Here is a 25,004-nt window from a genome sequence, read left to right on the forward strand (position 1 = left end):
TATACTACTTTCCCGTCCTGGTACTTCCATCGTCTTTAAACCTAAACTCTCAGGTTCAGCATGACAACTAATTATATTTTTGTGACCGGCGGGGTCGTATCCTCTCTGGGTAAAGGCATTGCCGCAGCCTCTCTGGCGGCTATACTTGAAGCCCGTGGCCTCAACGTTACCATCATGAAACTGGACCCGTATATCAACGTGGATCCGGGCACCATGAGCCCGACACAACACGGGGAAGTTTTTGTCACCGAAGATGGTGCTGAGACCGATCTGGACTTAGGGCACTATGAGCGCTTTATTCGCACCAAAATGACCCGTCGTAATAACTTCACTACGGGGCGCATCTATTCTGAAGTCCTGCGTAAAGAGCGTCGTGGCGACTATCTGGGTGCAACTATTCAGGTTATTCCTCATATCACCAATGCCATCAAAGAGCGCATCATCGAAGGCGGCGAAGGCCACGATGTGGTATTGGTTGAGATTGGCGGCACCGTAGGTGATATCGAATCCCTGCCATTCCTGGAAGCTATTCGTCAGATGGCGGTTGATGTTGGCCGCGAGCACACGCTTTACATGCACCTGACATTGGTTCCTTATTTGGCTGCGGCTGGTGAAGTGAAAACCAAGCCAACGCAACATTCGGTAAAAGAGCTACTTTCAATTGGTATTCAGCCAGATGTGCTGATTTGCCGTTCTGATCGCGCAGTTCCTGCTAATGAACGTGCCAAAATCGCGCTGTTCTGTAATGTGCCAGAAAAAGCGGTTATCTCCCTAAAAGACGTTGATTCCATTTATAAAATCCCAGGGCTATTGAAATCACAGGGCCTTGACGATTATATTTGTAAACGATTCAGCTTAACTTGTCCTGAAGCAAATCTCGCTGAGTGGGAACAGGTATTATACGAAGAATCAAATCCAGGTGGCGAAGTGACCATCGGGATGATTGGTAAATACGTAGAACTGCCGGATGCCTATAAGTCTGTAATTGAAGCCCTGAAGCACGGTGGGTTGAAAAATCGTCTGACGGTGAACATCAAGCTGATTGATTCGCAGGATGTTGAGACACGCGGCGAAGAGATGCTGAAAGGGCTGGATGCTATCCTTATCCCTGGTGGTTTCGGCTACCGTGGTGTGGAAGGCAAGGTTCTGGCGGCACGCTATGCCCGTGAACACAATATTCCTTACCTGGGCATCTGCCTGGGGATGCAAGTTGCACTGATGGAGTTTGCCCGCAATGTTGTGGGAATGGAAAACGCGAACTCCACAGAATTTGTGCCAGACTGTAAGTATCCGGTGGTTGCATTAATCACCGAATGGCGTGATGAAAACGGCAACGTTGAAGTGCGTTCGGAAGAGAGCGATTTGGGCGGTACTATGCGTGTAGGTGGGCAACCTTGCAACCTGACTGAAGGTAGCTTGGTACGTCAGATGTATGGCGAACCTACCATCGTTGAGCGCCACCGTCATCGTTATGAAGTCAACAATATGCTGTTGAAGCAGATTGAAGCTGCCGGGTTGCGTGTTGCCGGGCGTTCTGCGGATAACAAACTGGTGGAAATTATCGAGTTGCCAAACCATCCATGGTTTGTGGCTTGTCAGTTCCATCCAGAATTTACTTCGACGCCACGTGATGGTCACCCGTTGTTCGCCGGCTTTGTGAAAGCGGCTGGTGATTATCAGAAGCGCCAGGTGAAATAAAATATTTGGTAGAAGGGGCGGCAGCGATGTCGCCCCCTCTGTCTGGAGTTTTAGTTTAACTTGTACTGAGGAAAATCTAATGTCCAAAATCGTTAAAGTCATCGGTCGCGAAATCATCGACTCCCGTGGTAACCCAACTGTAGAAGCCGAAGTTCATCTGGAAGGCGGTTTTGTTGGTTTGGCTGCGGCACCATCAGGTGCTTCTACTGGTTCCCGTGAAGCACTGGAACTGCGTGACGGTGACAAATCCCGTTTCCTGGGCAAAGGCGTTCTGAAAGCCGTTGCCGCAGTAAATGGTCCAATTGCTCAGGCAGTTTTGGGTAAAGATGCCAAAGACCAGGCTAACATCGATAAAATTATGATCGATTTGGACGGTACTGAGAACAAATCCCAGTTTGGTGCTAACGCCATCCTGGCTGTTTCTCTGGCAGCAGCGAAAGCAGCAGCAGCGTCTAAAGGCATGCCTTTGTACGAGCACATTGCTGAATTGAACGGCACCCCAGGTAAGTTCTCTATGCCACTGCCTATGATGAACATCATCAACGGCGGCGAACATGCTGATAACAACGTTGATATTCAAGAGTTTATGATTCAGCCAGTCGGCGCTAAAACTCTGAAAGAAGCTGTTCGCATCGGTTCTGAAGTGTTCCATACTTTGGCTAAGGTTTTGAAATCCAAAGGCATGAGCACTGCAGTCGGCGACGAAGGCGGTTATGCACCAAACTTGGGTTCTAACGCTGAAGCACTGGCTGTTATCGCTGAAGCGGTAAAACAAGCTGGCTACGAGTTAGGCAAAGATGTGACTCTGGCGATGGACTGTGCGGCGTCTGAATTCTACAAAGACGGCAAATATGTTCTGGCCGGCGAAGGCAACAAAGCCTTCACTTCTGAAGAGTTCACTCACTTCCTGGAAGATCTGACTAAACAGTACCCAATCGTCTCTATCGAAGATGGCCTGGACGAATCTGACTGGGCTGGCTTCAAATACCAGACCGAAGTTCTGGGTGACAAAATCCAGCTGGTTGGTGATGATCTGTTTGTAACCAACACCAAGATCCTGAAAGAAGGTATCGAGAAAGGTGTTGCTAACTCTATCCTGATTAAATTCAACCAGATCGGTTCTTTGACCGAAACTCTGGCTGCTATCAAGATGGCGAAAGATGCAGGTTACACCGCGGTTATCTCTCACCGTTCAGGCGAAACCGAAGATGCTACCATTGCCGATCTGGCAGTAGGTACTGCAGCAGGCCAAATCAAAACCGGTTCTATGAGCCGTTCTGACCGTGTTGCTAAATACAACCAACTGATCCGTATTGAAGAGGCGCTGGGCGACCGCGCACCATTCAACGGTCTGAAAGAAGTGAAAGGTCAGTAATCTTACTGCGCCTTATCTTCTGAAAAGTTGATTGAAAAATCCACTTCGGTGGGTTAATGAGATGATCACCCCCACCCTGTGAGCGATAAGCTGACAGGGTGTTTTATTTTGGGGCATCATCTAAAAAAACAGCAGAGTTGGCAGTTAATCCACTATCAACTTCAATGTGTTATCTGAAGATTGTCTGTTTAGGCAAAACCAAGATGAAATATAATCAGTGTTGCCAAAGCAGAGATAACTATAGACTTATAGTCTTAATATTATCAATTAATATAGCTATCCGATTGTTAACTATAATTTAGGTGTATTTTTTATTTCATTCTCAATAATAATGTTATATTTTCATTGTTATAAAAATAAGTATTATAAAGATAATATCATTAGTCATATAATTTAATTTTATATAGTATCAATTAGTAAGCATGCTAGTGTTAACAAAAACTAATTGGAGTATATAATGGATTATCATTTTGAAAATGAATACAATTCTAGTTCTTTATCCACAGAGGTAGCTGAAGATATTAAGTTAATTAGTGAAGGGATTTATATTGATGGGGCACACAGAGCTGACTTTAGCCTGGATTATATATTTAAGTCTTATAAGGTAAGCGATAAAGTCGCTAAACTAATGCGTCGCCATGGTGTTTATGGCAAAACCGATGTGGCAGCATTATGCATACTTGAGAAACTGAAGGTTGACGACCACTCACTGGAGTATGTTGCTAAGAAAATTTCTAATTTTGATGTGCTTGATTTCATTAAAATGGTGAAGTGTGGCGTTAAGGATATAGAAACCTATCTTTTTTATAAAGAAATTATACGGTATAAAAAGGAAGTAAGGGAAGTAATAAAGGATCTCCTTCAACCGAAGGAGATGGGTTCTTATGTGAATGAACAATCTTATTACATAAATAAATATCCTGAACACAGCAAACTGATTAATTCATCTTCTAGCCGCGGAATGGTGCACATAGGAAATCTAGCATCATTGATTGTATTATCTGCTCATAAATTGACTGACGATCTGTTAATTTCGGCTAAGGAGAAAAATATAGAAAATCATATTCTTTTCGCCGCGATTAAGTCTGTGGATAGTCATGAGGTAATAAAAAGTATATTTATTGATTTAGGTAAAACCCCTATTACTGAAAAAGAATTTATTGATGTTACTCTTGGCAAGTTAACAATAGATGAGATCAAATTTGACTATAATGAAAAAACGGCAAAGTTACAGAAAGAAATGGATGACTTAAATAAGGAAATGTTTGGCGATGCTTATCTAGATGGTGGCCATGCAGTTGATAGCGCTATTCTTAGTGACGCGACAGCGGCAATGTTGGAAACTCGTGATGAGTTATTATCTTTTGCTTTTGAGAAGCAATTAAGCCAGGAAACAACCGCCATACCTTCTTCTTTATTCAAAGCTATTGTGCTAGGCCACGGAGCAACGCTCTGACAAACGTTAAAAGTCAGTCATGACTGCACTCTACTTTATTGTTGTCATTGATTGCCCTTTGCCAGATTCATCTGAATCTGGCAAATAACCCTCATCTGACTCACATCTATAACACTGCTATCGTGCAGATAATTCATCAACAGTTATCCTTATTAATCACCCGAATGACTCGATAATCATGCATAAAGGAAGATAACTGATGAAATTGAAATACTTACTGTTACCGGCGATGCTGTTCTCCGGTAGCTTGCTGGCTGCCGGCGTTACCGTGACCATGAATGAATCCCTGCCCGAAGGTAATGGCAAGGTGCTGGGTACTGTTACAGTAACAGAAACCGCTTATGGTTTATTGTTTACCCCCAATCTGACTGGGCTGGCAGCAGGTATCCATGGGTTCCATCTGCATGAAAAGCCAAGTTGTGCACCGGGCCAGAAAGAGGGTAAAGCCGTGCCTGCCCTTGCCGCTGGTGGCCACCTTGACCCGCAAAAAACCGACACTCACCTTGGCCCTTATAATGATAAAGGGCATCTGGGGGATTTACCGGGGCTGGTGGTCAATGCTGATGGCACCGCCACCTATCAGCTCTTGGCTCCGCGCCTGAAATCGTTATCCGAGCTGAAACAACATGCGCTGATGATCCATGCCGGTGGTGATAACTATGCTGACCATCCAATGCCACTGGGTGGTGGCGGTGCTCGCATGGCCTGCGGTGTTATTGAGTAACGCTCTGATACAAACAAACTGGCACTCTGGGGGCTGCCGGTTTGGTGAAGGCGAGGGAATCTGCAATAATTGCCCATTGGCCTAATCACGATATAGAGATACTGATGCTGTACCCGATTAATGAGATGTTCCAGACCTTGCAGGGCGAGGGTTACTTCACCGGCGTTCCGGCGATTTTTGTGCGCTTGCAGGGTTGCCCGGTAGGCTGTAGTTGGTGCGACACCAAGCATACCTGGGAAAAAGAGGCAGATCGGGAAGTCGATATGCAGCGCATTATGGTGAAAACCGCTGAAAGTGATGCCTGGGGTTCTGCCAGCGAACAGCAGCTATTGGCTATCTTTTCTCAGCAAGGATATACCGCTCGCCATGTGGTGATAACCGGCGGGGAGCCGGCTATCTACGATCTGCTACCGCTAACATCTGTATTGGAGCAAGCCGGTTACAGCTGCCAGATTGAAACCAGCGGCACGCACGAGGTGCAGTGCTCAGCAGCCACTTGGGTCACTGTTTCGCCGAAAGTGAAGATGCGCGGTGGCTTGAAAATATTGCCGCAAGCATTGCAGCGCGCAGATGAAATTAAGCATCCGGTGGGGCGCTTACGGGATATCGAAGCGCTGGAGGTGTTATTGGCTACTCTACATGATGATAAAAAACGGATAATTGCGTTGCAGCCCATCAGTCAGAAAGATGATGCAACCAAACTCTGCATTGAAACCTGTATCGCCAGGAACTGGCGGCTCTCCATGCAGACGCATAAATACCTAAACATAGCTTAAAGTGCAGGGCGTGGCAGCGCCCTGACGAATGATTTAACCGCGATAAACACAGCCCGCAGAGCAGGTCTCTTTCACCATCACGGCACTTAACTCAGGTAGTTGCGGTTTCAGCTGTTGCCAAATCCAGCACGCCAACACTTCGCTGGTTGGGTTTTCCAGGCCAGGAATATCGTTCAGATAGTGGTGATCCAAACGTTCCCAAATAGGGTTAAATGCCGCTTTTAGATCAGCAAAATCCATCACCCAACCGGAGTGAGCATCAACTTCACCAGTCACCTCGATACGAACCATAAATGAGTGACCGTGCAAACGGCCACATTTGTGCCCTGCTGCAACATGGGGCAGCCGGTGAGCGGCTTCAAACTGAAAATCTTTAAATAGGGTGGTGCTCATCATTCTGACCTTAATTGACTCAAAAAACCGCCGCATAGTACCGGAAAGCACTGATGCTGGCTATGAAAGCCCGTCATTACGCCGTCAATTTACTCCAGCGAGCCGTGGTAATCATGACGTAGCCTACTGATTTATATGCAGAGATGGCAAACCCAGGGGTTGATATCCGCTGCTGGGAATTTCCCCAATAAGTTGAACACTTTAACTCGTATTGATTACCTGAAAAACTGCTTAGTCGTTTTAGTTATTTATTATTTCCATCGCTTCTTTAATTGTTATTATCGAGATGGTTAACCTTACAAACATAAAGATTTTTTGCCCAAAATAATCGACTGACACTGGCTCAAGCATAAAGGAATTCGTACTGCAATGACGACTCAGGCCCCCCCTACCTCTGTACTTCCGCTATCGCCGGATCAGTTGACCCGCATACAAGCGGCAGTTGGTGAGCTATCTCCAACCCAAATGGCATGGTTGTCCGGCTACTTCTGGGGCAGGGTGGATCAGCAGCCTGGCATGGTTGCGGCTCCTGCGGCGGTAACCCCTCCGGCGGTGACAGTAACCCTAATTTCGGCCTCTCAGACCGGCAATGCAAGGCGCTTAGCGGAACAGTTACGTGATGACCTTTTGGCCGCTAAGCTTAGCGTCAATCTGGTCAATGCGGGCGATTACAAGTTTAAACAAATTGCGCAAGAGCGCCTGTTGGTGGTGGTGGCCTCGACTCAGGGTGAAGGCGAGCCTGCGGAAGAAGCCGTCGCATTGCACAAATTCCTCTGCTCAAAAAAAGCCCCGAAATTGCCAGAAACCGCGTTTGCGGTATTTGGTCTCGGGGACACGTCATATGAGCATTTCTGTCAGGCGGGCAAAGATTTTGATAGCAAACTGGCCGAGTTGGGGGCTGAGCGGCTATTGGATCGCGTCGATGCTGATGTGGAGTATCAGGAGTCAGCGCTGCAGTGGCGTCAGCAGGTGGTTGCGGCATTGCAGGCCAGAGTTCCGGCCCAATCGACGGCGGTAGTTGCGGCAACACCAAGTGGCGCTGTTGATGAGATTACCTCCAGCCCCTACAGCAAAACCGCGCCACTGACGGCGCAGTTATCCGTTCAGCAAAAAGTGACTGGCCGCCACTCAGAAAAAGATGTGCGCCACATTGAAATTGATTTAGGTGACTCAGGGCTGCGTTACCAGCCGGGTGATGCGCTGGGGGTCTGGTTTGATAATGACCCGGCACTGGTCGATGAGCTGCTGGCGCTATTGTGGCTCAAAGGTGATGAGCCAGTTGGCATTGATGGGCAGAACATGCCGCTGGTACAAGCGCTGCGTAGCCATCTTGAACTGACACAAAACACCACGGTGATCGTCGATAAATACGCGGCGCTCTCGCGTGATCAAACCCTGATTGCTTTGCTGGCAGATAAACCGGCGCTGCAACACTATGCGAAAAACACGCCAATTGTTGATATGGTGCGTCAGGCTCCATCGGACTTGAATGCCGATCAACTGGTAGCGCTACTGCGCCCGCTGACACCGCGCCTCTACTCCATCGCCTCCTCGCAGGCAGAAACCGAAACTGAAGTTCATATCACTGTGGGCGTGGTGCGTTATGACATTGATGGCCGACCACGCGCGGGTGGCGCTTCAGGTTATCTGGCTGATCGGCTGGAGGTAGATGACGACATCCGCATCTTCATTGAACATAACGATAACTTCCGTTTACCAGCTAACCCAGAAACGCCGGTGATAATGATTGGGCCGGGCACTGGTATCGCCCCATTCCGCGCCTTTATGCAACAGCGTGAGGCTATTGGTGCCAGTGGTAAGAACTGGCTACTGTTCGGCAACCCGCACTTCACCGAAGACTTCCTCTATCAGGTTGAATGGCAGCGCTACGTCAAACAGGGCTTGCTGACCCGCATTGATCTGGCCTGGTCCCGTGATCAGGCTGATAAAATATACGTACAAGACAAACTGCGCGAACAGGGCGCAGAGCTGTGGAGCTGGATCCAACAAGGCGCCCACATTTACGTCTGTGGCGATGCAAACTGCATGGCAAAAGATGTCGAGCAAGTTTTACTGGACGTGGTGGCTGAGCACGGTGCAATGGATACCGAGCAGGCTGATGAATATTTAAGTGAGCTGCGCCTGGCGCGCCGTTATCAGCGGGATGTGTACTGATGAATGAAAAACACCCAGGGCCACTGGTCGTGACCGGAAAACTCTCCGATGGCGAACGGATGAAGTCGGAAAGCAATTTCCTGCGCGGAACCATCGCCAAAGATCTGAATGAGGGGCTGACCGGTGGTTTCAACGGCGATAATTTCCTGCTGATCCGCTTCCACGGTATGTATCAGCAAGATGACCGCGATATCCGCGCAGAACGTGCTGAGCAGAAGCTGGAACCTCGCCACGCCATGATGCTGCGTTGCCGCTTACCGGGGGGGATTATTACCCCGCAACAGTGGCTGGGTATTGATAAATTCGCGGCGGATAACACCTTATACGGCAGCATCCGTATCACCAACCGCCAGACCTTTCAGTTCCATGGCATTTTGAAGGGCAATGTAAAACCGGCCCACCAGTTGCTGAATCAATTGGGGCTAGATGCGCTGGCGACGGCAAATGATGTCAACCGTAATGTGCTCTGTACGTCGAACCCGGTTGAGTCGGTGCTGCATCAAGAGGCCTATGAATGGGCGAAAAAGATCTCTGAACATCTGCTGCCACGAACCCGTGCTTATGCTGAAATTTGGCTGGATGCGGAAAAAGTTGCCACCACGGATGAAGAGCCGATTCTCGGTGCGACCTATTTGCCGCGTAAATTTAAAACCACAGTCGTTATTCCGCCGCAAAATGATGTCGATCTCCATGCTAACGACCTCAACTTTGTTGCAGTGGCGGAAAAAGGCAAATTAGTGGGCTTTAACGTGCTGGTGGGCGGCGGGTTATCCATTGCTCATGGTGATAAGAATACTTATCCACGTAAGGCCAGTGAATTCGGTTATATCCCACTGCAACACACTCTGGCGATCGCTGAAGCGGTGGTCACGACTCAACGTGATTGGGGTAACCGCACCGATCGTAAAAATGCCAAAACCAAATATACCCTTGAGCGCGTTGGTGTTGAGACATTCAAAGCTGAAGTTGAAAAACGCGCCGGTGTGAGTTTTGCTGCCATCAAACCCTACCAGTTTACTGGTCGTGGTGATCGTATCGGTTGGGTAAAAGGTATTGATAAAAAATGGCATCTGACCCTATTTATTGAGAATGGGCGTCTGTTGGATTACCCCGACCGCAGCCTGAAAACCGGCGTCGCCGAGATTGCTAAAATCCATCAGGGCGATTTCCGTCTGACGGCTAATCAGAACTTGATTGTGGCGGGCGTGCCGGAAAAAGATAAATCGCGCATTGAAGCTTTGGCGCGCGAACATGGCTTGATGGACGACACTGTTAGTTCGCAGCGTGAAAACTCCATGGCGTGCGTTTCATTCCCAACCTGCCCGCTGGCAATGGCGGAAGCCGAGCGTTTCTTGCCGGAATTTGTCACCCGCATTGAAGGCATTTTGCAGCAGCACGGTCTGCCCGATGAACATATTGTGATGCGCGTAACGGGCTGTCCGAACGGCTGTGGCCGCGCTTTATTGGCTGAAATGGGGCTGGTGGGGAAAGCGATTGGCCGTTATAACCTGCATCTGGGCGGCAACCGTGAGGGCACGCGCATCCCACGGATGTACCGCGAAAACATTACTGAAGATGAGATATTGGCTATCACTGATCAACTGGTCGGGCGTTGGGCCAAAGAGCGCCATACCGATGAAGGCTTCGGTGACTTTGTTATCCGCGCAGGTGTTATTGCGCCAGTGATTGATTCAGCCCGTGACTTTTATGAAGTGCTGGAGGCGGTGTGAGCCAAATGAATTTAAGCGAACTTAATGCGCTACCGAAAGCGGAACAAGCGGCGGCATTAGCCATGATTAATGGCAAACTTGAGCATTTAACCGCTCAAGAGCGCGTGAGCTGGGCGCTGGAAAATCTGCCCGGTGAGTTTGTGCTCTCTTCCAGCTTTGGGATTCAGGCGGCAGTCTGTTTGCATCTGGTGACCCGTCAGCGCCCTGATATTCCGGTCATTCTGACGGATACCGGCTATCTGTTCCCAGAAACCTATCAGTTTATTGATACGTTGACCGAGCAACTGCAACTTAACTTGCAGGTATTCCGCGCCCCGCAAAGCCCCGCATGGCAGGAAGCACGGTACGGCAAGTTGTGGGAGCAGGGGGTTGAGGGCATTGAGCGCTACAATGATCTGAACAAAGTGGAGCCTATGAATCGGGCGCTAGAGACCTTGGGCGCGCAAACGTGGTTTGCTGGTTTACGCCGCGAGCAATCGGGCAGTCGTGCGCAGCTACCTGTTTTGGCTATCCAGCGCGGCGTATTTAAGCTGTTGCCGATCATTGACTGGGATAACCGCCAGATTTATCACTATTTGACGCAAAATGGGTTGAGCTATCATCCGCTGTGGGAGCAGGGCTATCTATCTGTCGGTGATACCCATACAACGCGTAAATGGGAACCCGGTATGAGTGAGGAAGAGACCCGCTTCTTTGGCCTAAAACGTGAGTGCGGCCTGCATGAGGGCTGATGTGGCTGATTAGTGATAATAAGGGGCGCAGAGTGCGCTCTCAGACTGCTGACAAACCCCGATGACGCGATCTGGAACGGAGAGGACGGGTAGAAGAGTAAAGCGTCCGCGCCAGGGATGGCGCGGCTCGAGCCTCCAGGGAAGGATTTACGGCGTCTTTACGATCTAGCTGTTCTCTCCGCAACCAGCACTTTGTCAATAACCTCAGGGCGCAGAGTCCGCCCTTATTTTTTATCATGATGAACCCGTGTCATGATGAACCCGTGTCGCGATGAACCAGTATCAAAATTAGCTAGAAATTCGCTCGCGAGCCAGCTTCGCCAAAAACTGGCGGCGATCCTTATCGCCAGCGCGCGTAGCGCTAAAATTACTGCTTCGCGCCAGCTAACTCTTCTATCAGCGGGAGCAATATTTTTACCGTGTCATGGGTGCGTTTAGTGATTCGGCCCGGCAAGAATTTATCCAGATAATTTAAGTTATCCAACTGACTCTGGTGACGAGTGCTGCCTTGTGGGAAGTGGCTGTTGATGGCGCGTTGCTGGCAGCCATCTTTGTTACCCAAGCTGTAGTTGCTGGCTTCGACGGATAGCAGCGGCAATCCGGCAGTCGCGAACAGAGATTTATCTACCCGACACGGGGCGTTGACCTGATTTTTAATGGTCGCTGCGGTAATGCCATAACGGCGTGCCAGCTTCAGTGCCTGCTCTTTGGCGGCAATGGCCGAGGGCTGGTTGCTGGCATTAAAATAGAGGCGGTCGCCAGTAATTAGGTTATCCAGATTGATCACCAACAAGGTGTTGGCCCTCTCTGTTTTACTCATCCGTTGCAGATAGTTCTCGGTGCCTTGCGCTCCAATTTCCTCCGCGCTGAGGGCGACAAAACGCAAATCATAGCGCAGCGGCACTGTTTTCAGGCGCTCGGCCAGTTCCAGCATGACACCTACCCCGGCGGCATTATCATCGACACCTTGCAGTGTCAGGCCACCAAGGTTTTTATCTAAATCGGCATCACTTTGCGGCGTGTAAGTATCAAAGTGCGCCATGATCACTATCTGCTGCTGTTCATCCGCTTTACTGGCCGCATCACTGTTGGTGGCTGTTGCGCTGCGCGCCGCAATCACTGAAGTTGCACTCAGTGTCCGCCAGCTCTGCTTGCCATTTTTGCTGGTATAGAGGTAGCGGGTATTAAAACCGCGCATATTGCTTTGGTAGCCCATCTGTTGAAAGCGATGATTGATATACTCGGCTGCCAGTAACTCAGCCGGGCTACCCGCCATTCGGCCGGGGAAGTAGGTGCTAATGTGGCGAGTTTGCTGCTCAGCAATGTTGCCAGCGGCTTGAGTCGTGGCGGCCTGCAATGGCAGCGCGGCACTGAAACAGAGGGTGAATAGTGCCCACTTTAGGCGACGGCGGGAAAACATACCGAAATATCCTTGTTATAGTCTGGGGCATGCCTGCTGGCATGGATAACACGACGCTTAGTATGAAACTGTCTGCACAAATTAACAATTTGTATGATTCTTAAATTGCAGAAAGATAGGCCCGAAAATAGCTCCCGTGAAAACGGGCTAACATAGCTGTGAGCTATACTATTGTGGCTATATATCATTATGGAACTTGTAATTACTTTTCGTCATTTCATAAGGTCAGGCCCCCCACCTATAGTCACCCTACGCTTTATCATGTAATCGAAGGCCGTTGTGGATTATCTACCTCTTTTTGCCGACTTAAAACAGCGCCCAGTACTGGTGGTTGGCGGCGGTGAAGTTGCTGCGCGAAAAATTGAATTGCTGCACCGCGCAGGTGCTCAAGTGCGGGTAGTGGCTCAGACGCTCTCATCTGAACTCGAAAAACAGCATCAGGATGAGCGCATTCACTGGCAGGCAAAGGCTTTCTTGCCCGAACAGTTGGATGAGGTGTTCCTGGTGATTGCGGCCACTAATGATGCCGCACTGAATGCCGCTGTTTTCGCCGCTGCGGATCAACGGCATATTTTGGCTAACGTGGTGGATGATCAACCTCTCTGCTCATTTATCTTCCCATCGATTGTCGACCGCTCCCCCTTGGTGGTGGCTATCTCCTCTGCCGGTCAGGCCCCAGTGTTGGCGCGAATATTGCGCGAGAAACTGGAGGCACTGTTACCGCCCAGTTTGGCTGAGATGGCGGCAGTTGCCGGGCGCTGGCGCAGTCGCGTTAAGCAGCAGATTAACTCGATGGGCGCACGACGCCGCTTTTGGGAGAACGCCTTTAGTGGTCGTTTTGCCAGCTTGATCAGCCGTGGTCAATTTGCGCAGGCGGAGGAGGAGCTGCAACAGTCGCTTGAGGGGCAGGGCAGTACCCTCGGTGAGGTTGCCTTGGTGGGAGCCGGCCCCGGTGATCCCGGTTTGCTGACCTTACGCGGTCTGCAAGTTATTCAGCAGGCTGATGTGGTGCTGTATGACCATTTAGTCAGCCCAGAGGTTTTAGATTTGGTTCGCCGTGATGCTGAACGAATTTGTGTTGGCAAGCGGGCGGGTGCGCACTCAGTGGCGCAGGAGGAGACCAATCAATTGCTGGTCACCCTCGCGCAGCAAGGGAAGCGGGTGGTGCGGCTGAAAGGGGGCGACCCCTTTATTTTTGGCCGTGGTGGCGAAGAGTTACAAGTAGTGGCGCGTGCGGGTATTGCGTTTCAGGTGGTGCCGGGGGTGACGGCGGCGGCTGGGGCGACAGCCTACGCCGGTATTCCCCTGACTCACCGTGACCATGCACAGAGCGTGACTTTTATTACCGGCCATTGCCGTAGTGATGGCGATGAGTTGGATTGGCAAGCACTGGCCCGTGGTCGTCAGACCCTGGCGATTTACATGGGCACGGTGAAAGCGGCTGAGATCAGCCAGCAGTTAATCACTCATGGCCGCGCGAGCACCACGCCAGTGGCGGTCATCAGTCGGGGCACCCGCGCAGACCAACAAGTTCGCACCGGCACATTGGCACAGCTAGAGTCATTAGCGCATCAGGCCCCCACTCCGGCACTGCTGGTTATCGGTGAAGTGGTGGATTTGCATCACCAAATCGCCTGGTTTGGGCAACAACGACAGACTGAACAGGCCATCAGCCCGTCAGTCGTGAATTTGGCATAAAGGATCTGTTATGGACGAAAAACGACTCACTCATTTGCGGCAATTGGAGGCGGAGAGCATCCATATCATCCGTGAAGTGGCCGCCGAATTCGGTAACCCGGTGATGCTCTACTCCATCGGCAAAGACTCCTCTGTGATGCTGCATCTGGCGCGCAAGGCATTCTTCCCCGGTAACTTGCCCTTCCCGCTACTGCATGTGGATACTGGTTGGAAATTTCGCGAAATGTACCAATTCCGCGACCGCACAGCCAAAGCTTTTGGCTGTGAATTACTAGTTCATCGCAATCCGGAAGGGGTGGCGATGGGTATCAACCCGTTTGTCCATGGCAGTGCCAAACATACCGATATCATGAAAACCGAGGGCCTCAAACAGGCACTGAACAAATATGGTTTTGATGCGGCTTTCGGTGGCGCGCGGCGTGACGAAGAGAAATCACGTGCTAAAGAGCGAATTTACTCTTTCCGTGACCGCTTCCACCGCTGGGACCCGAAAAATCAGCGCCCTGAGTTGTGGCACAACTACAACGGCCAGATTAACAAAGGCGAAAGTATCCGCGTCTTCCCGCTCTCCAACTGGACTGAGCTGGATATCTGGCAATATATCTTCCTGGAAAAAATCGACATTGTGCCGCTCTATCTGGCGAAGCCACGGCCAGTGCTGGAACGTGATGGTATGTTGCTGATGGTGGATGATGATCGCATCGATTTACAGCCGGGTGAGGTCATTACTCAGAAGATGGTGCGTTTTCGCACATTGGGTTGCTGGCCACTTACCGGTGCGGTGGAGTCTGAGGCAGAAACCTTGCCCGCCATCATCGAAGAGATGCTTATCTCGACCACCAGTGAACGCCAGGGTCGAATGATCGACCGCGATCAATCCGGCTCCATGGAGCTTAAAAAGCGTCAGGGATATTTCTGAGGAGCGCACGATGAACACCAAATTACAACATCAACCTGTTGCAGCCCAACAATCAGCGCCTGAAAAATCAGCGCCAGAAAACAGGTCGATGATTTTACAAAGCAGCTCTATTGCCGAGCAAATCGCCAACGAGGGCGGGGTCGAAGCTTACCTGCATGCACAGCAGCATAAGACCATGCTGCGCTTTTTGACCTGCGGCAGTGTCGACGACGGCAAAAGCACCCTGATTGGGCGTTTGCTGCACGATACCCGCCAAATCTACGAAGATCAGCTAACTACGCTGCATACTGATAGCAAGCGCATTGGTACGCAGGGCGAAAAACTGGATCTGGCGCTACTGGTGGATGGTTTACAGGCCGAGCGCGAGCAGGGCATTACTATTGATGTAGCTTATCGTTACTTCTCAACTGAACAGCGCAAATTTATCATTGCGGACACTCCGGGCCATGAGCAGTACACCCGCAATATGGCCACCGGGGCCTCGACTTGTGATCTGGCGATTTTATTGATTGATGCCCGCAAAGGGGTGCTGGATCAAACCCGTCGCCACAGCTTTATTGCCACCTTACTGGGTATTCGCCATCTGGTGGTGGCGGTGAACAAGATGGATCTGGTGGATTATCAGGAGAGTGTCTTCGAGCAATTTAAAGAGGATTACCTGAGTTTTGCCGAGCAGTTGCCGACAGATCTGGATATTAAGTTTGTCCCGCTCTCGGCGCTAGATGGCGACAATGTGGCCTCACCTGGCGAGAGAATGAAGTGGTATTCCGGCCCGACGCTACTTGAAGTGCTGGAAAGTGTCGATGTGGTGAACTCCAGCCGCCAACAGCCATTGCGCTTCCCGGTGCAGTACGTTAATCGGCCCAATCTGGATTTCCGTGGCTATGCCGGCACCTTGTCGGCGGGCATTGTGCGGGTTGGGCAAAAAGTGAAAGTGCTGCCCTCTGGTGTGGAGTCGACGGTGGCACGTATCGTCACTTTTGATGGCGATTTGGCCCAGGCCGTCCCCGGTGAAGCCATCACGCTGGTGCTGACCGATGAAGTCGATATCAGCCGTGGAGATTTACTGGTAGATGCCGGTGAAACCCTAAAAGCTGCGCAGAATGCGCTGGTGGATATTGTCTGGATGGCGGAGCAACCGCTGGTGGTTGGGCAAAGTTATGACATCAAAGTGGCGGGTAAAAAGAGCCGTGCACGGGTTGAAAATATCCAATATCAGGTCGAGATCAATTCGCTAACTCAGCGGGTGGTGGAGAGTCTGCCGCTCAATGGCATCGGCTTAGTTGAACTGGCGTTCGATGAGCCGCTGGTGCTGGACAGCTATCAACGCAATCGTGATACCGGCGGCATGATCTTTATTGATCGGCTGAGTAATGTCACGGTCGGCGCGGGTTTAATTCGTGAAACAGTGGCGTCGGTTTATCAGGAAAGCACCGCCTTCAGTGCCTTTGAGCTGGAGCTGAATGCGCTGGTTCGTCGCCACTTCCCACATTGGGGTGCGCGCGATCTGTTGGGGGGGAAATAGCGTGCCGGTCGATCAAGTGACGCCAGCCGATGAGAATATCGTCTGGCACCCCCATGCGGTGACTCGGCAGGATCGTGAGCAGCAGCATGGGCATCAGGGCGTAGTGCTCTGGTTTACCGGGTTGTCCGGCTCAGGAAAATCCACGGTGGCCGGCGCGCTGGAACAGGCGCTGTTCGCCCGCGGTGTTAGCACTTACTTGCTGGATGGTGACAATGTGCGCCATGGCTTGTGCCGTGACTTGGGTTTCTCGGATGATGATCGGCGCGAGAATATCAGGCGGGTCGGCGAAATGGCTAAACTGATGGTGGACGCCGGTTTGGTGGTGCTGACGGCATTTATTTCGCCTCATCGTGCCGAGCGGCAAATGGTGCGAGATATGTTGGCGTCAGGCCAGTTTATCGAGGTTTTTGTTGATACGCCGTTGGCGATTTGTGAGGCTCGCGATCCTAAAGGTTTATACAAAAAAGCCCGTGCTGGCGAGCTGAAAAACTTCACCGGCATCGACTCTATTTACGAATCACCTGAGCACGCAGATATTCATTTGCAGGGTGAACAATTAGTAACAAATTTGATTGAACAATTGTTAGACGTACTGCGTGGTCGCGCTATTATCAAATCCTAAACGTATATCCTTCACCCCTGCCGTTACTGGGTTGTTCGCTCGCTACACTCACCCGAGTCACTGACTTAAGTTAGCGTCTCGGGACTGTTGCTTGCTGCCGACCTGTAACGTCAATGGCTTAGGATGTAATGACTAAACTGGCAAAACGTCCTCAGAACGTGCCGGTAAATTGTACCTACAGGATTTCTATGCAGAATGTCACCCAAATGATGATCGACGAACAGCGGGAGCGGGATGAACCTTCATACTCCTTTCTCGGTGGCGTCACTGGTTTTGTTTTTTATTGGCTGGCGTTTGCGATCCCCTTCTTTGTCTACGGCCCCAATACCGTCTTCTTTCTGCTGTACACCTGGCCGTTTTTCTTGGCGCTGATGCCGGTTTCAGTATTAATTGGCATTGTACTCAGTGTGTTATCGCGCGGTAATCTGCTGGTAACCATCGGGGGCGCCGGGATTGCAGTATTGTGCTTATTCTGGATGCTGTTCTCATTTCTCACTGGCTGGTGAGCGCTGAATCCGCGGGCTACTAAGGTGTAATACGCTAACAGCCCGCAATGATTTTCCACTATCGTTATCGTATTCCTTCCCTGTTGCCGCCAGCTTGATGAATGGCAGCGGCATTTCTCAGAGATTTTGTCGCTGCTCGTAATAGCTGATGCGTTCCACTTTTTCAGTTGAGCTGCCGCCATCGAAATCACACTCAAGCCAGGTATCGACCAAGGTTTTGGCTAACTCAACACCAATCACCCGCGCGCCCAGACAGATGATCTGTGCATTATTGCTTTTTCTGGCCCGCTGGGCTGAGAAGGGGTCATGGCACTGTGCGGCACGAATGCCCAGCACTTTATTGGCCGTGATGCTCATACCAATGCCGGTTCCACAGATCAAAATTCCGCGTTCATGCTTGCCATCCTTAATGGCTTGAGCAACCTGAACGGCGATATCGGGGTAGATGGTGGGTTCGCGTTGTTGGTCGCAACTGTAATCGACAACAGTTATGTTTTTGTTTTGCAGAAAGGCAAGAATCTGATTTTTCATATCAATAGCCGCATCATCACAGCCGATGGCAATAGATAACATATTTCACCCCTTAACAAATTGAACGGTAATCCGATTAACCACTTTTATTGCCGCCACACATTATTAGCGAGCTGATTACTGGGCATTTCGGCCTCAAGAACACAACATAATGTCATTAACAAAAGTTATTAATGTGTTCATATGTTTATTATATTTACTCCTTTCATTTGATCAGTCAATAAACTTATGTTCATTTTAAGCGAATCTTGATGTCGTTTGGATCTCCTATCGCCTTTCTCTTAGCCCACTAATCTCCCACTAAAATAGGGGCTATTGCCATTTTGCTTTTATTTATGATCTCCCTCACAGCCTGAGTATTTTTTAATAGCGTAAATCTGGTGCTTAATCGTACTGTTCAATAGTACATTTAAAGATCTTATGTTCATCTCGTGTTATGGCGAACTTAAATTTATGACAAAGAAGAATTGTCGAAGGAGTCAATTATGTATAACGAATGTTCTAAAGATGCTCAGATGCTGGAAAATATTCCTAAAAATATGCGTGCAGTTGTTGCCTATGGGCCAGGGGATTATCGGCTTGAGATAGTTTCGGTACCGACAATTGATGCGAAAGAGATTTTAGTTAAGGTTGAAGCCTGCGGTATCTGTGCTGGTGATACAAAAGCTTTTGGCGGCGCGCCCAGTTTTTGGGGTGATAAGACGCAACCCGCCTATATCAAAGCACCGATGATCCCCGGTCATGAGTTTATCGGCCACGTGGTGGGTCTTGGGGCTGAAGTTGAGGGGTTTGAGTTAGGCGATCGGGTGACCTCGGAACAGATCGTTCCTTGTTGGGAGTGTCGGTTCTGTAATCGTGGGCAGTATTGGATGTGTGAAAAACACGATCTCTACGGTTTTCAGCACAACGTTAATGGCGCAATGGCTGAATATATGAAATTCACCAAAGAGGCAATTAATTACCGCGTTCCTGACGATCTTCCCTTGGAAAAAGCAATTCTGATCGAGCCATACGCGTGCTCTTTCCATGCTGTGCAGCGCGCCAATATCAAACTCGGCGATGTTGTGGTGCTGGCTGGCGCAGGGACATTAGGGCTAGGCATGGTGGGGGCTATCAAAAAATCAGGCCCCGGCAAGCTGATTGTTTTGGATTTGTCCGATGATCGCTTGGCACTGGCGAAGAAGTTTGGTGCCGATTTAGTGCTTAACCCCAGTAAAGATGACGTGATCTCTATTATTAAAGAGATGACCGACGGCTATGGCTGCGATATCTACATTGAGGCCACTGGCGCGCAAAAGGCGGTAGAGCAGGGACTAACGCTACTACGCAAGTTGGGTACTTTTGTGGAGTTCTCGGTCTTCAAAGAGCCAGTGACGGTTGACTGGAGCATCATCAGTGACCGCAAAGAGCTGGATGTGTTGGGATCACATCTGGGGCCTTATTGCTACCCGCTGGTCATCAAGGGCATCTGTAACGGTGACCTGCCAACCGATGGTGTGGTGACGCATATCCTACCGCTGGAGAGATTTGCCGAAGGCTTTGAGATGGTCACCAAAGGCATCGGCTCTCTTAAAGTCGTCCTCAATCCCAATATCCAGTAATCAGCGCATTATTTCCAAATCACAGGTGATGCACCATGTTAAACATGTTGATTAAAAAGATAGGGCTGCCTAAGAAAATATTATTAGGTTATATCGGTGTACTGATATTTATGGCCGGGGAGGGACTGGAGCAAAGTTGGCTATCTGATTTCATTATTCGTCGCGGTTTGACGGTTGAAGAGTCCGGCCTGATGTTCAGTGTGTACGGCTTTGCCGTGGCGATTGCCGCATGGCTGTCCGGTGTATTAGCTGAAATGTTTACCGCTAAAAAGGTGATGGCGGCCGGTGTCGTGATTTTCCTGATAGGTTCTGTACTGTTCTTATCACTCGGCTTACCCAGCAATAACTTGTCAATTATGATCCCGACCTATGCGCTACGCGGACTCGGCTACCCCTTGTTCTCATACGGCTTTTTAGTTTGGATTGCCTATGAAGCCCCTAGAGCCAAATTGGGGTCGGCGGTGGGTATTTTCTGGTTTGTGTTTACCGGCGGGCTAAGTGTCCTCGGGGTGTTCTACGCCAGTATTGCGCTGCCGATATTAGGGGAGATCCACACGCTGTGGAGCGGAATTGTGTTTGTTTTGATCGGGGCGGTGATTGGCCTGATGTTGAGCAAAGAGAGCAAAATTACTGCGCCAACGGATGCGCCACCTAAAACCTTCACTTATCTGTTCAAAGGGGTGTCGATCGCCTTTGAGAATTACAAAATCGGGCTGGGTGGCCTTGTGCGCACCATTAACCTGTCGTTTGCTTTCGGCATGATCGTTTTCCTGCCGACCTATCTGCAAGATGAGATTGGTTTTACCCGTGACCAGTGGTTGTCTATCTATGCCTTTATGTGGACAGTCAATATTGTCTTCAACTTATTGTCCGGTGTGATCAGTGACCGGTGGGGCTGGACGAATACCGTGATGTGGTTTGGCTGTGTGGGCAGCGCCATCTCTATCCTGCTGCTCTATTACATCCCAACGAATTTTGGCGTTGAAGGCTACAGCTACACAATGCTGGCCGCTGGGGCGCTGGGCGCATGCTTCGCCGGATTTGTTCCCCTGTCAGCCATTATGCCAAGTCTTGCGCCCAATGATAAAGGTGCGGCCATGTCAGTGCTGAACCTGGGGGCCGGGCTTTGTGCCTTCATCGGGCCACTGATCGTCACTCTCTTTATTGCTCCTTTAGGTATCGAAGGCATTATTTGGCTCTTCTCAGGGCTATACCTGGTTGCCGCCATCTTGATGAGGTTTGTCACCTTGCCAGCAGACAGCCCTGATGAGCAACTGGAGGAGCACGAGCAGATCTACAGGGTGAACAAAACATTGTAACTCAGCACCTTACTAGCAGATCAGCCGTGATAACCAGAGAGCCATTGAAAGGGAGTTAAAACATGAAAGTTGAATACAACAGATTCAATGTTGATTTTTCTCTGCAAGGTAAAGTTGCCGCCATTACCGGCGGCGCAGCAGGAATTGGCTACGCCATTGCCGAGCTATTTTTGGCTAAGGGGGCGAAAGTTATCTTGATTGACTGTAATGATAGCGTCACTGAGGTGGCAAAGCAGCTAAATGCCGATAGCGCGAGCGGACTGTTTTGTGATGTCAGTGATAGCGAATCGGTCAAAATAGCGGTAGCCGAGGCGATCAATACCTTTAACCGACTGGATATTTTAGTCAACTGTGCCGGAATTGTGGCGCTGAATCCGGCGGAAAAGACCACGGAGCAAGATTGGGACCGGACAATTAATGTCAATCTGAAAGGGGTTTTCCTCATGAGCCAGGAAGTGGGGCAGCATTTTATTGCCCAGGGCCATGGCAAGATCGTTAATTTGGCATCGCAAGCGGGGATCGTGGCGCTACCCAATCACTTGGCCTATTGCACCAGTAAAGCCGGGGTGATCGGCATGACGAAAGTGCTGGCGCTCGAGTGGGGGCCGCTCGGGATACAAGTTAATGCGATCTCACCCACCGTGGTATTAACTGAATTGGGCAAAAAGGCATGGTCAGGAGAGGTGGCGGAAGAGATGAAACTGAAAATTCCCGCTCGTCGTTTTGCTTACCCGGTCGAGGTCGCTGCCTGCGCGCTATTCCTGTCCAGTGACGCTGCTAACATGATCACCGGGGCAAATTTGGTGATTGATGGCGGCTATACCATCCAGTAGTCCGCTATCTATTTTCTGTTGCGAGGAGATTGTCATGAACCGAATTATTAACGATCCCGACCACGTTGTTGAGGATGCCATCAAGGGGTATCTGGCGGCTTACCCACATTTTTTCGCTAAAACGGATCATGAGAAAGTGTTGAAGCACCCCGAGGCCCCCTATAAAGGAAAGGTCGGTGTGGTGACTGGGGGCGGCTCTGGCCATGAGCCGGCATTTTTAGGTTACATTGGTAAAAATATGCTGGATGCAGTCGCTATCGGGGAGATTTTCTCCTCACCGGCGGCTGGCGCATTTTTAGCCGCCATTAAAGCGGCTGACGGAGGGGCTGGTGTTGCTTGTCTGTATGGCAACTATGCCGGTGACAATATGAACGTCAAAATGGCGGTCAAAAAAGCGCAAGCGCTGGGCATCAAAGTCAGAACTGTCGTCGCCAATGATGATGTGGCCTCCGCTCCTGCGACAGAAAAAGAGAAACGCCGTGGGGTGGCCGGTGAAATTTTCATGTGGAAGGTGGGCGCTGCGGCTGCGGCTCAACACTATGAGTTAGATGCCGTCATTGATGTGGCGCAAAAAGCCATAGATAACTGCCGCTCGGTGGGGGTGGGTTTAACCTCTTGCACCATTCCGGCGGTAGGTAAACCTAACTTCCATATTGAAGATAGCATGATGGAAGTGGGTATTGGTCATCATGGCGAGCCGGGGATTCGGGTGGAGCCATTACAATCTGCGGCTCAGATTGCTCAAACCATGGTGGATATCGTGGTGGATGATGTGCCTTTTGTCGATGGTGATGATGTGGCGATTTTGATCTCCGGTTTAGGGGCCACGCCGACCCTTGAACTGTATATTTATTATGCTGAAGTTGTCAGCTTATTGAAAAATAAAGGGATAAATATATACCGCCCCTATATTGGTAACTATTTTACCTCGCTGGACATGATGGGTGTCACGCTGACATTGATGAAATTGGATGATGAATTAAAGGCGCTAATTGATGTGCCGACTCATTCATTAGGCTTAACGCAGGTGGAGTAAGGGATGATGAGCGTATTTTGTAACCAAGATGGCACGCCGATTGTTGAGGAGTTGGTGGAGACTATTATCGCCAATCGCGACTATCTCAGTGAGATCGACGGCGCGATTGGCGATGGCGACCATGGCATCAATATGGCGAAAGGATTCAATATTTGTGCCGACAGTATCAAAGGTAAGGATCTGACGGTGTCCGAGGCGCTGGATGTACTGTCTGACTCCCTGATGGAGGGAATTGGTGGTTCGATGGGGCCGCTTTATGGCAGCATTTTTATGGGCATGGCGGATAGTATCCGCAACTGCGATAACATTGATGCCACGGCATTTGGCACCATGTTGAGAGGCGGACTTTCCAGCTTACAGGATATTAGCGATGCCGGTGTGGGTGATAAATGCATTATGGATACGCTGATCCCCACGGTCGAAGCATTCGAACTGGCGCAACAGCAGAATAAGTCCTTCGTTGAGTCACTCCACCTGATGAAAAATGCGGCCCATGCAGGGCGCGACTCCACCATTGATTTAGTCGCCAGAATTGGCCGGGCCAGCCGTTTGGGTGAGCGTTCTCGCGGTGTTTTAGACGCGGGGGCAACATCATGTTGCTTAATATTGAGTCAATTGGCTGATTCGGTAGAGCAGCGTTTGGTCTAGTCAACCGCTAGGCGGCGGTTAGCCGGGACGCTGACCGCCGTATTGTCGCCAGCAGTAAAAGCCAGCTTAAGGTTGTTGCTGGATCATCTTCAAAATTGTCCGCGCATTTGATGCGCTGGTGGCAATAATATCAATCGCACCGGTGCGCAAAGCACCCAAAATAGCCAATGCTTTGGTGCTTTCGGAGGCGATAGCTATCACGCAAGGTATCTGGCGCAACTCTTGAGTACTGATGCCGATAACCCGATCGTTCATAACGGTATTCGCCGGCAGGCCCTGGGCGTCAAAGAAATCGTATCCGGCGATCTCACCGGTCACACCTTGATGCATACTGGCATCAACAATCTCCTGCGGCGTGAACCAGCCCAGTTTCACCATATAGCTGTTTTCATTCATATCACCAATACCGACCAGGGCGATATCCGCTTTTCTGGCGCGATCGAGGGTCTCTTTGATGGTGCCATTTTGCATAAAAGCTTCTTTTAACGCACGATTTTCCACATACGCGGGGGCGTAAAGGGTTTCGCTGGAACCACCAAATTTTTTGGCTAGCCGACGGCTGATATGGTCGGCATTAATTGCATCACCGGGGCGATGTGTTCCGCCAATGCCGCAGATGAACTTACACTGCCTTTCCGGCACGATGCTAACGTGATCGGCGATGGCGGCGATATTACGCCCCTGTCCAACCGCTAATACCGTGTTGTCTTTTAAATTTGTTGCCAGATAGCCGGAAACCAGCGAGGCAACCTGACGCCGCTGCTCATCTTCATCTTGATAATCCAGCGCGATCAATGCCCGTTTCAGGCCAAAATGCTCAATCAACTGCTGTTCGAGGCGGGTGCTAAACACCGGATGATAACGTACTGTAATCTCAACAATGCCCTCGGCTTTTGCCCGCTTAAGCAGCCGCCCGACCTTGATCCTTGAAATACCAAACTTATGTGCAATCTCTTCCTGCGTCATTTCATCTTGGTAATAAGACACTGCAATTTCAGTTAACAATTCATTATCTGGCGGAATTGTTTGTTTTTCCATGGGTTTTGCCCCCGGCAAAAGAAGAGTCGGCCTCTTTGACAGTGTTTACCGAACACCTAAAATTCAGAATTATCCTGTCGGATTGAGTAAAATAGTAGAACATTTGTTTAATATAGTGAACAGAAAATATCCTTATTTCTTTGTGTTTTTTCGTTCTAACTTACAAAAATCCCATTTATTGGAGATAAAAGGTATTAACCTGCGCATTAATCCATTTGGTGGTTTATTTCTCTTTTTATTACTCTTGATT

22 protein-coding genes are annotated in these 25,004 nt (G+C 49.9%); 18 read left to right on the forward strand and 4 right to left on the reverse strand.

Annotation, left to right across the window (positions count from 1 at the left end; all coding sequences use genetic code 11):
* Positions 1-60: 60 nt before the first annotated feature.
* The 5 genes from pyrG to queE all read left to right on the forward strand — a co-directional run bounded on the left by pyrG (position 61) and on the right by queE (position 6,029).
* Positions 61-1,698, forward strand: a complete 1,638-nt coding sequence (gene pyrG, locus HRK25_RS10095; RefSeq protein ID WP_032899044.1) for a glutamine hydrolyzing CTP synthase — start codon at positions 61-63, stop codon at positions 1,696-1,698.
* 79 nt (positions 1,699-1,777) lie between these two features.
* A complete protein-coding gene (gene eno, locus HRK25_RS10100; RefSeq protein ID WP_004875041.1) occupies positions 1,778-3,073 on the forward strand; it encodes a phosphopyruvate hydratase in 1,296 nt (431 codons plus the stop codon).
* Between the two features lie 457 nt (positions 3,074-3,530).
* Positions 3,531-4,529 (forward strand): hypothetical protein, encoded by a 999-nt coding sequence (locus tag HRK25_RS10105; protein WP_005279401.1) that lies wholly within the window; start codon positions 3,531-3,533, stop codon positions 4,527-4,529.
* A gap of 199 nt (positions 4,530-4,728) precedes the next feature.
* On the forward strand, positions 4,729-5,253 hold the full coding sequence (gene sodC, locus HRK25_RS10110) for a superoxide dismutase family protein (protein ID WP_005279397.1): 525 nt from the start codon (positions 4,729-4,731) through the stop codon (positions 5,251-5,253).
* Positions 5,254-5,357: 104 nt separating this feature from the next.
* Positions 5,358-6,029 carry a 7-carboxy-7-deazaguanine synthase QueE gene (gene queE / locus HRK25_RS10115; protein ID WP_005279395.1) on the forward strand — a complete coding sequence of 224 codons (672 nt, stop codon included), beginning with the start codon at positions 5,358-5,360 and terminating at the stop codon, positions 6,027-6,029.
* A 33-nt stretch (positions 6,030-6,062) separates the two neighbouring features.
* On the opposite strand, the gene queD is transcribed toward queE, so the two are convergent.
* Positions 6,063-6,422 carry a 6-carboxytetrahydropterin synthase QueD gene (queD, locus tag HRK25_RS10120; RefSeq protein ID WP_032899040.1) on the reverse strand — a complete coding sequence of 120 codons (360 nt, stop codon included), beginning with the start codon at positions 6,420-6,422 and terminating at the stop codon, positions 6,063-6,065.
* A 369-nt stretch (positions 6,423-6,791) separates the two neighbouring features.
* Here queD and cysJ point away from each other — a divergent pair, with 369 nt between their 5' ends.
* The 3 genes from cysJ to HRK25_RS10135 are packed head-to-tail and all read left to right on the forward strand — an operon-like array spanning position 6,792 to position 11,058.
* Entirely contained in the window at positions 6,792-8,597 is a 1,806-nt protein-coding gene (cysJ, locus tag HRK25_RS10125; RefSeq protein ID WP_005279389.1) for an NADPH-dependent assimilatory sulfite reductase flavoprotein subunit, read from the forward strand.
* A complete protein-coding gene (cysI, locus tag HRK25_RS10130) occupies positions 8,597-10,327 on the forward strand; it encodes an assimilatory sulfite reductase (NADPH) hemoprotein subunit (RefSeq protein WP_032899037.1) in 1,731 nt (576 codons plus the stop codon). The genes cysJ and cysI overlap by 1 nt, the downstream gene beginning before the upstream one ends.
* Positions 10,324-11,058 (forward strand): phosphoadenylyl-sulfate reductase, encoded by a 735-nt coding sequence (locus HRK25_RS10135; RefSeq protein ID WP_032899035.1) that lies wholly within the window; start codon positions 10,324-10,326, stop codon positions 11,056-11,058. Before cysI ends, HRK25_RS10135 begins: the two co-directional genes overlap by 4 nt.
* Before the next feature lie 367 nt (positions 11,059-11,425).
* Here the strand turns inward: HRK25_RS10135 and HRK25_RS10140 are convergent, their stop codons facing one another.
* Positions 11,426-12,478 carry an aminopeptidase gene (locus HRK25_RS10140; RefSeq protein WP_005278997.1) on the reverse strand — a complete coding sequence of 351 codons (1,053 nt, stop codon included), beginning with the start codon at positions 12,476-12,478 and terminating at the stop codon, positions 11,426-11,428.
* A 279-nt stretch (positions 12,479-12,757) separates the two neighbouring features.
* Here HRK25_RS10140 and cysG point away from each other — a divergent pair, with 279 nt between their 5' ends.
* From cysG to HRK25_RS10165, 5 genes are all read left to right on the forward strand, one after another.
* Positions 12,758-14,176 carry a siroheme synthase CysG gene (cysG, locus tag HRK25_RS10145; protein WP_005278994.1) on the forward strand — a complete coding sequence of 473 codons (1,419 nt, stop codon included), beginning with the start codon at positions 12,758-12,760 and terminating at the stop codon, positions 14,174-14,176.
* 10 nt (positions 14,177-14,186) lie between these two features.
* Positions 14,187-15,095: a sulfate adenylyltransferase subunit CysD gene (gene cysD, locus HRK25_RS10150; protein WP_005278991.1), complete on the forward strand. Its 909-nt coding sequence runs from the start codon at positions 14,187-14,189 to the stop codon at positions 15,093-15,095.
* A gap of 88 nt (positions 15,096-15,183) precedes the next feature.
* Positions 15,184-16,620 carry a sulfate adenylyltransferase subunit CysN gene (gene cysN / locus HRK25_RS10155; protein WP_032898898.1) on the forward strand — a complete coding sequence of 479 codons (1,437 nt, stop codon included), beginning with the start codon at positions 15,184-15,186 and terminating at the stop codon, positions 16,618-16,620.
* Positions 16,559-17,242 (forward strand): adenylyl-sulfate kinase, encoded by a 684-nt coding sequence (cysC, locus tag HRK25_RS10160; RefSeq protein ID WP_161598538.1) that lies wholly within the window; start codon positions 16,559-16,561, stop codon positions 17,240-17,242. The genes cysN and cysC overlap by 62 nt, the downstream gene beginning before the upstream one ends.
* 188 nt (positions 17,243-17,430) lie before the next feature.
* Positions 17,431-17,748, forward strand: coding sequence for a DUF3561 family protein (locus tag HRK25_RS10165; RefSeq protein ID WP_005278984.1), 318 nt, complete (start codon positions 17,431-17,433; stop codon positions 17,746-17,748).
* Positions 17,749-17,865: 117 nt separating this feature from the next.
* Here the strand turns inward: HRK25_RS10165 and rpiB are convergent, their stop codons facing one another.
* Positions 17,866-18,321 (reverse strand): ribose 5-phosphate isomerase B, encoded by a 456-nt coding sequence (rpiB, locus tag HRK25_RS10170; RefSeq protein WP_005278982.1) that lies wholly within the window; start codon positions 18,319-18,321, stop codon positions 17,866-17,868.
* Between the two features lie 443 nt (positions 18,322-18,764).
* Here rpiB and HRK25_RS10175 point away from each other — a divergent pair, with 443 nt between their 5' ends.
* The 5 genes from HRK25_RS10175 to dhaL all read left to right on the forward strand — a co-directional run bounded on the left by HRK25_RS10175 (position 18,765) and on the right by dhaL (position 23,716).
* Positions 18,765-19,880, forward strand: coding sequence for an erythritol/L-threitol dehydrogenase (locus HRK25_RS10175; protein ID WP_005278980.1), 1,116 nt, complete (start codon positions 18,765-18,767; stop codon positions 19,878-19,880).
* 35 nt (positions 19,881-19,915) lie between these two features.
* Entirely contained in the window at positions 19,916-21,199 is a 1,284-nt protein-coding gene (locus tag HRK25_RS10180) for an MFS transporter (protein ID WP_032898896.1), read from the forward strand.
* Between the two features lie 62 nt (positions 21,200-21,261).
* Positions 21,262-22,032: an SDR family oxidoreductase gene (locus HRK25_RS10185; RefSeq protein ID WP_005278976.1), complete on the forward strand. Its 771-nt coding sequence runs from the start codon at positions 21,262-21,264 to the stop codon at positions 22,030-22,032.
* 34 nt (positions 22,033-22,066) lie between these two features.
* Positions 22,067-23,068 (forward strand): dihydroxyacetone kinase subunit DhaK, encoded by a 1,002-nt coding sequence (locus HRK25_RS10190; protein ID WP_005278973.1) that lies wholly within the window; start codon positions 22,067-22,069, stop codon positions 23,066-23,068.
* Positions 23,069-23,071: 3 nt separating this feature from the next.
* Positions 23,072-23,716, forward strand: coding sequence for a dihydroxyacetone kinase subunit DhaL (dhaL, locus tag HRK25_RS10195; RefSeq protein WP_005278970.1), 645 nt, complete (start codon positions 23,072-23,074; stop codon positions 23,714-23,716).
* A 66-nt stretch (positions 23,717-23,782) separates the two neighbouring features.
* Here dhaL and HRK25_RS10200 read toward each other — a convergent pair whose 3' ends face one another.
* Entirely contained in the window at positions 23,783-24,754 is a 972-nt protein-coding gene (locus HRK25_RS10200) for a sugar-binding transcriptional regulator (protein WP_005278968.1), read from the reverse strand.
* Positions 24,755-25,004 lie beyond the last annotated feature (250 nt).

It is taken from the genome of Yersinia bercovieri ATCC 43970, from assembly GCF_013282745.1.
GTDB lineage: Bacteria > Pseudomonadota > Gammaproteobacteria > Enterobacterales > Enterobacteriaceae > Yersinia > Yersinia bercovieri.

Coding starts and splice junctions, on each gene's coding strand:
- HRK25_RS10190 (WP_005278973.1), top strand. CDS start 22,067: ATGAACCGAATTATTAACGATCCCGACCACGTTGTTGAGGATGCCATC.
- queD (WP_032899040.1), bottom strand. CDS start 6,422: ATGAGCACCACCCTATTTAAAGATTTTCAGTTTGAAGCCGCTCACCGG.
- eno (WP_004875041.1), top strand. CDS start 1,778: ATGTCCAAAATCGTTAAAGTCATCGGTCGCGAAATCATCGACTCCCGT.
- sodC (WP_005279397.1), top strand. CDS start 4,729: ATGAAATTGAAATACTTACTGTTACCGGCGATGCTGTTCTCCGGTAGC.
- HRK25_RS10185 (WP_005278976.1), top strand. CDS start 21,262: ATGAAAGTTGAATACAACAGATTCAATGTTGATTTTTCTCTGCAAGGT.
- pyrG (WP_032899044.1), top strand. CDS start 61: ATGACAACTAATTATATTTTTGTGACCGGCGGGGTCGTATCCTCTCTG.
- cysI (WP_032899037.1), top strand. CDS start 8,597: ATGAATGAAAAACACCCAGGGCCACTGGTCGTGACCGGAAAACTCTCC.
- dhaL (WP_005278970.1), top strand. CDS start 23,072: ATGATGAGCGTATTTTGTAACCAAGATGGCACGCCGATTGTTGAGGAG.
- HRK25_RS10165 (WP_005278984.1), top strand. CDS start 17,431: ATGCAGAATGTCACCCAAATGATGATCGACGAACAGCGGGAGCGGGAT.
- HRK25_RS10105 (WP_005279401.1), top strand. CDS start 3,531: ATGGATTATCATTTTGAAAATGAATACAATTCTAGTTCTTTATCCACA.
- HRK25_RS10175 (WP_005278980.1), top strand. CDS start 18,765: ATGTATAACGAATGTTCTAAAGATGCTCAGATGCTGGAAAATATTCCT.
- cysD (WP_005278991.1), top strand. CDS start 14,187: ATGGACGAAAAACGACTCACTCATTTGCGGCAATTGGAGGCGGAGAGC.
- cysN (WP_032898898.1), top strand. CDS start 15,184: ATGATTTTACAAAGCAGCTCTATTGCCGAGCAAATCGCCAACGAGGGC.
- rpiB (WP_005278982.1), bottom strand. CDS start 18,321: ATGTTATCTATTGCCATCGGCTGTGATGATGCGGCTATTGATATGAAA.
- HRK25_RS10200 (WP_005278968.1), bottom strand. CDS start 24,754: ATGGAAAAACAAACAATTCCGCCAGATAATGAATTGTTAACTGAAATT.
- cysC (WP_161598538.1), top strand. CDS start 16,559: ATGCGCTGGTTCGTCGCCACTTCCCACATTGGGGTGCGCGCGATCTGT.
- cysJ (WP_005279389.1), top strand. CDS start 6,792: ATGACGACTCAGGCCCCCCCTACCTCTGTACTTCCGCTATCGCCGGAT.
- HRK25_RS10180 (WP_032898896.1), top strand. CDS start 19,916: ATGTTAAACATGTTGATTAAAAAGATAGGGCTGCCTAAGAAAATATTA.
- queE (WP_005279395.1), top strand. CDS start 5,358: ATGCTGTACCCGATTAATGAGATGTTCCAGACCTTGCAGGGCGAGGGT.
- HRK25_RS10140 (WP_005278997.1), bottom strand. CDS start 12,478: ATGTTTTCCCGCCGTCGCCTAAAGTGGGCACTATTCACCCTCTGTTTC.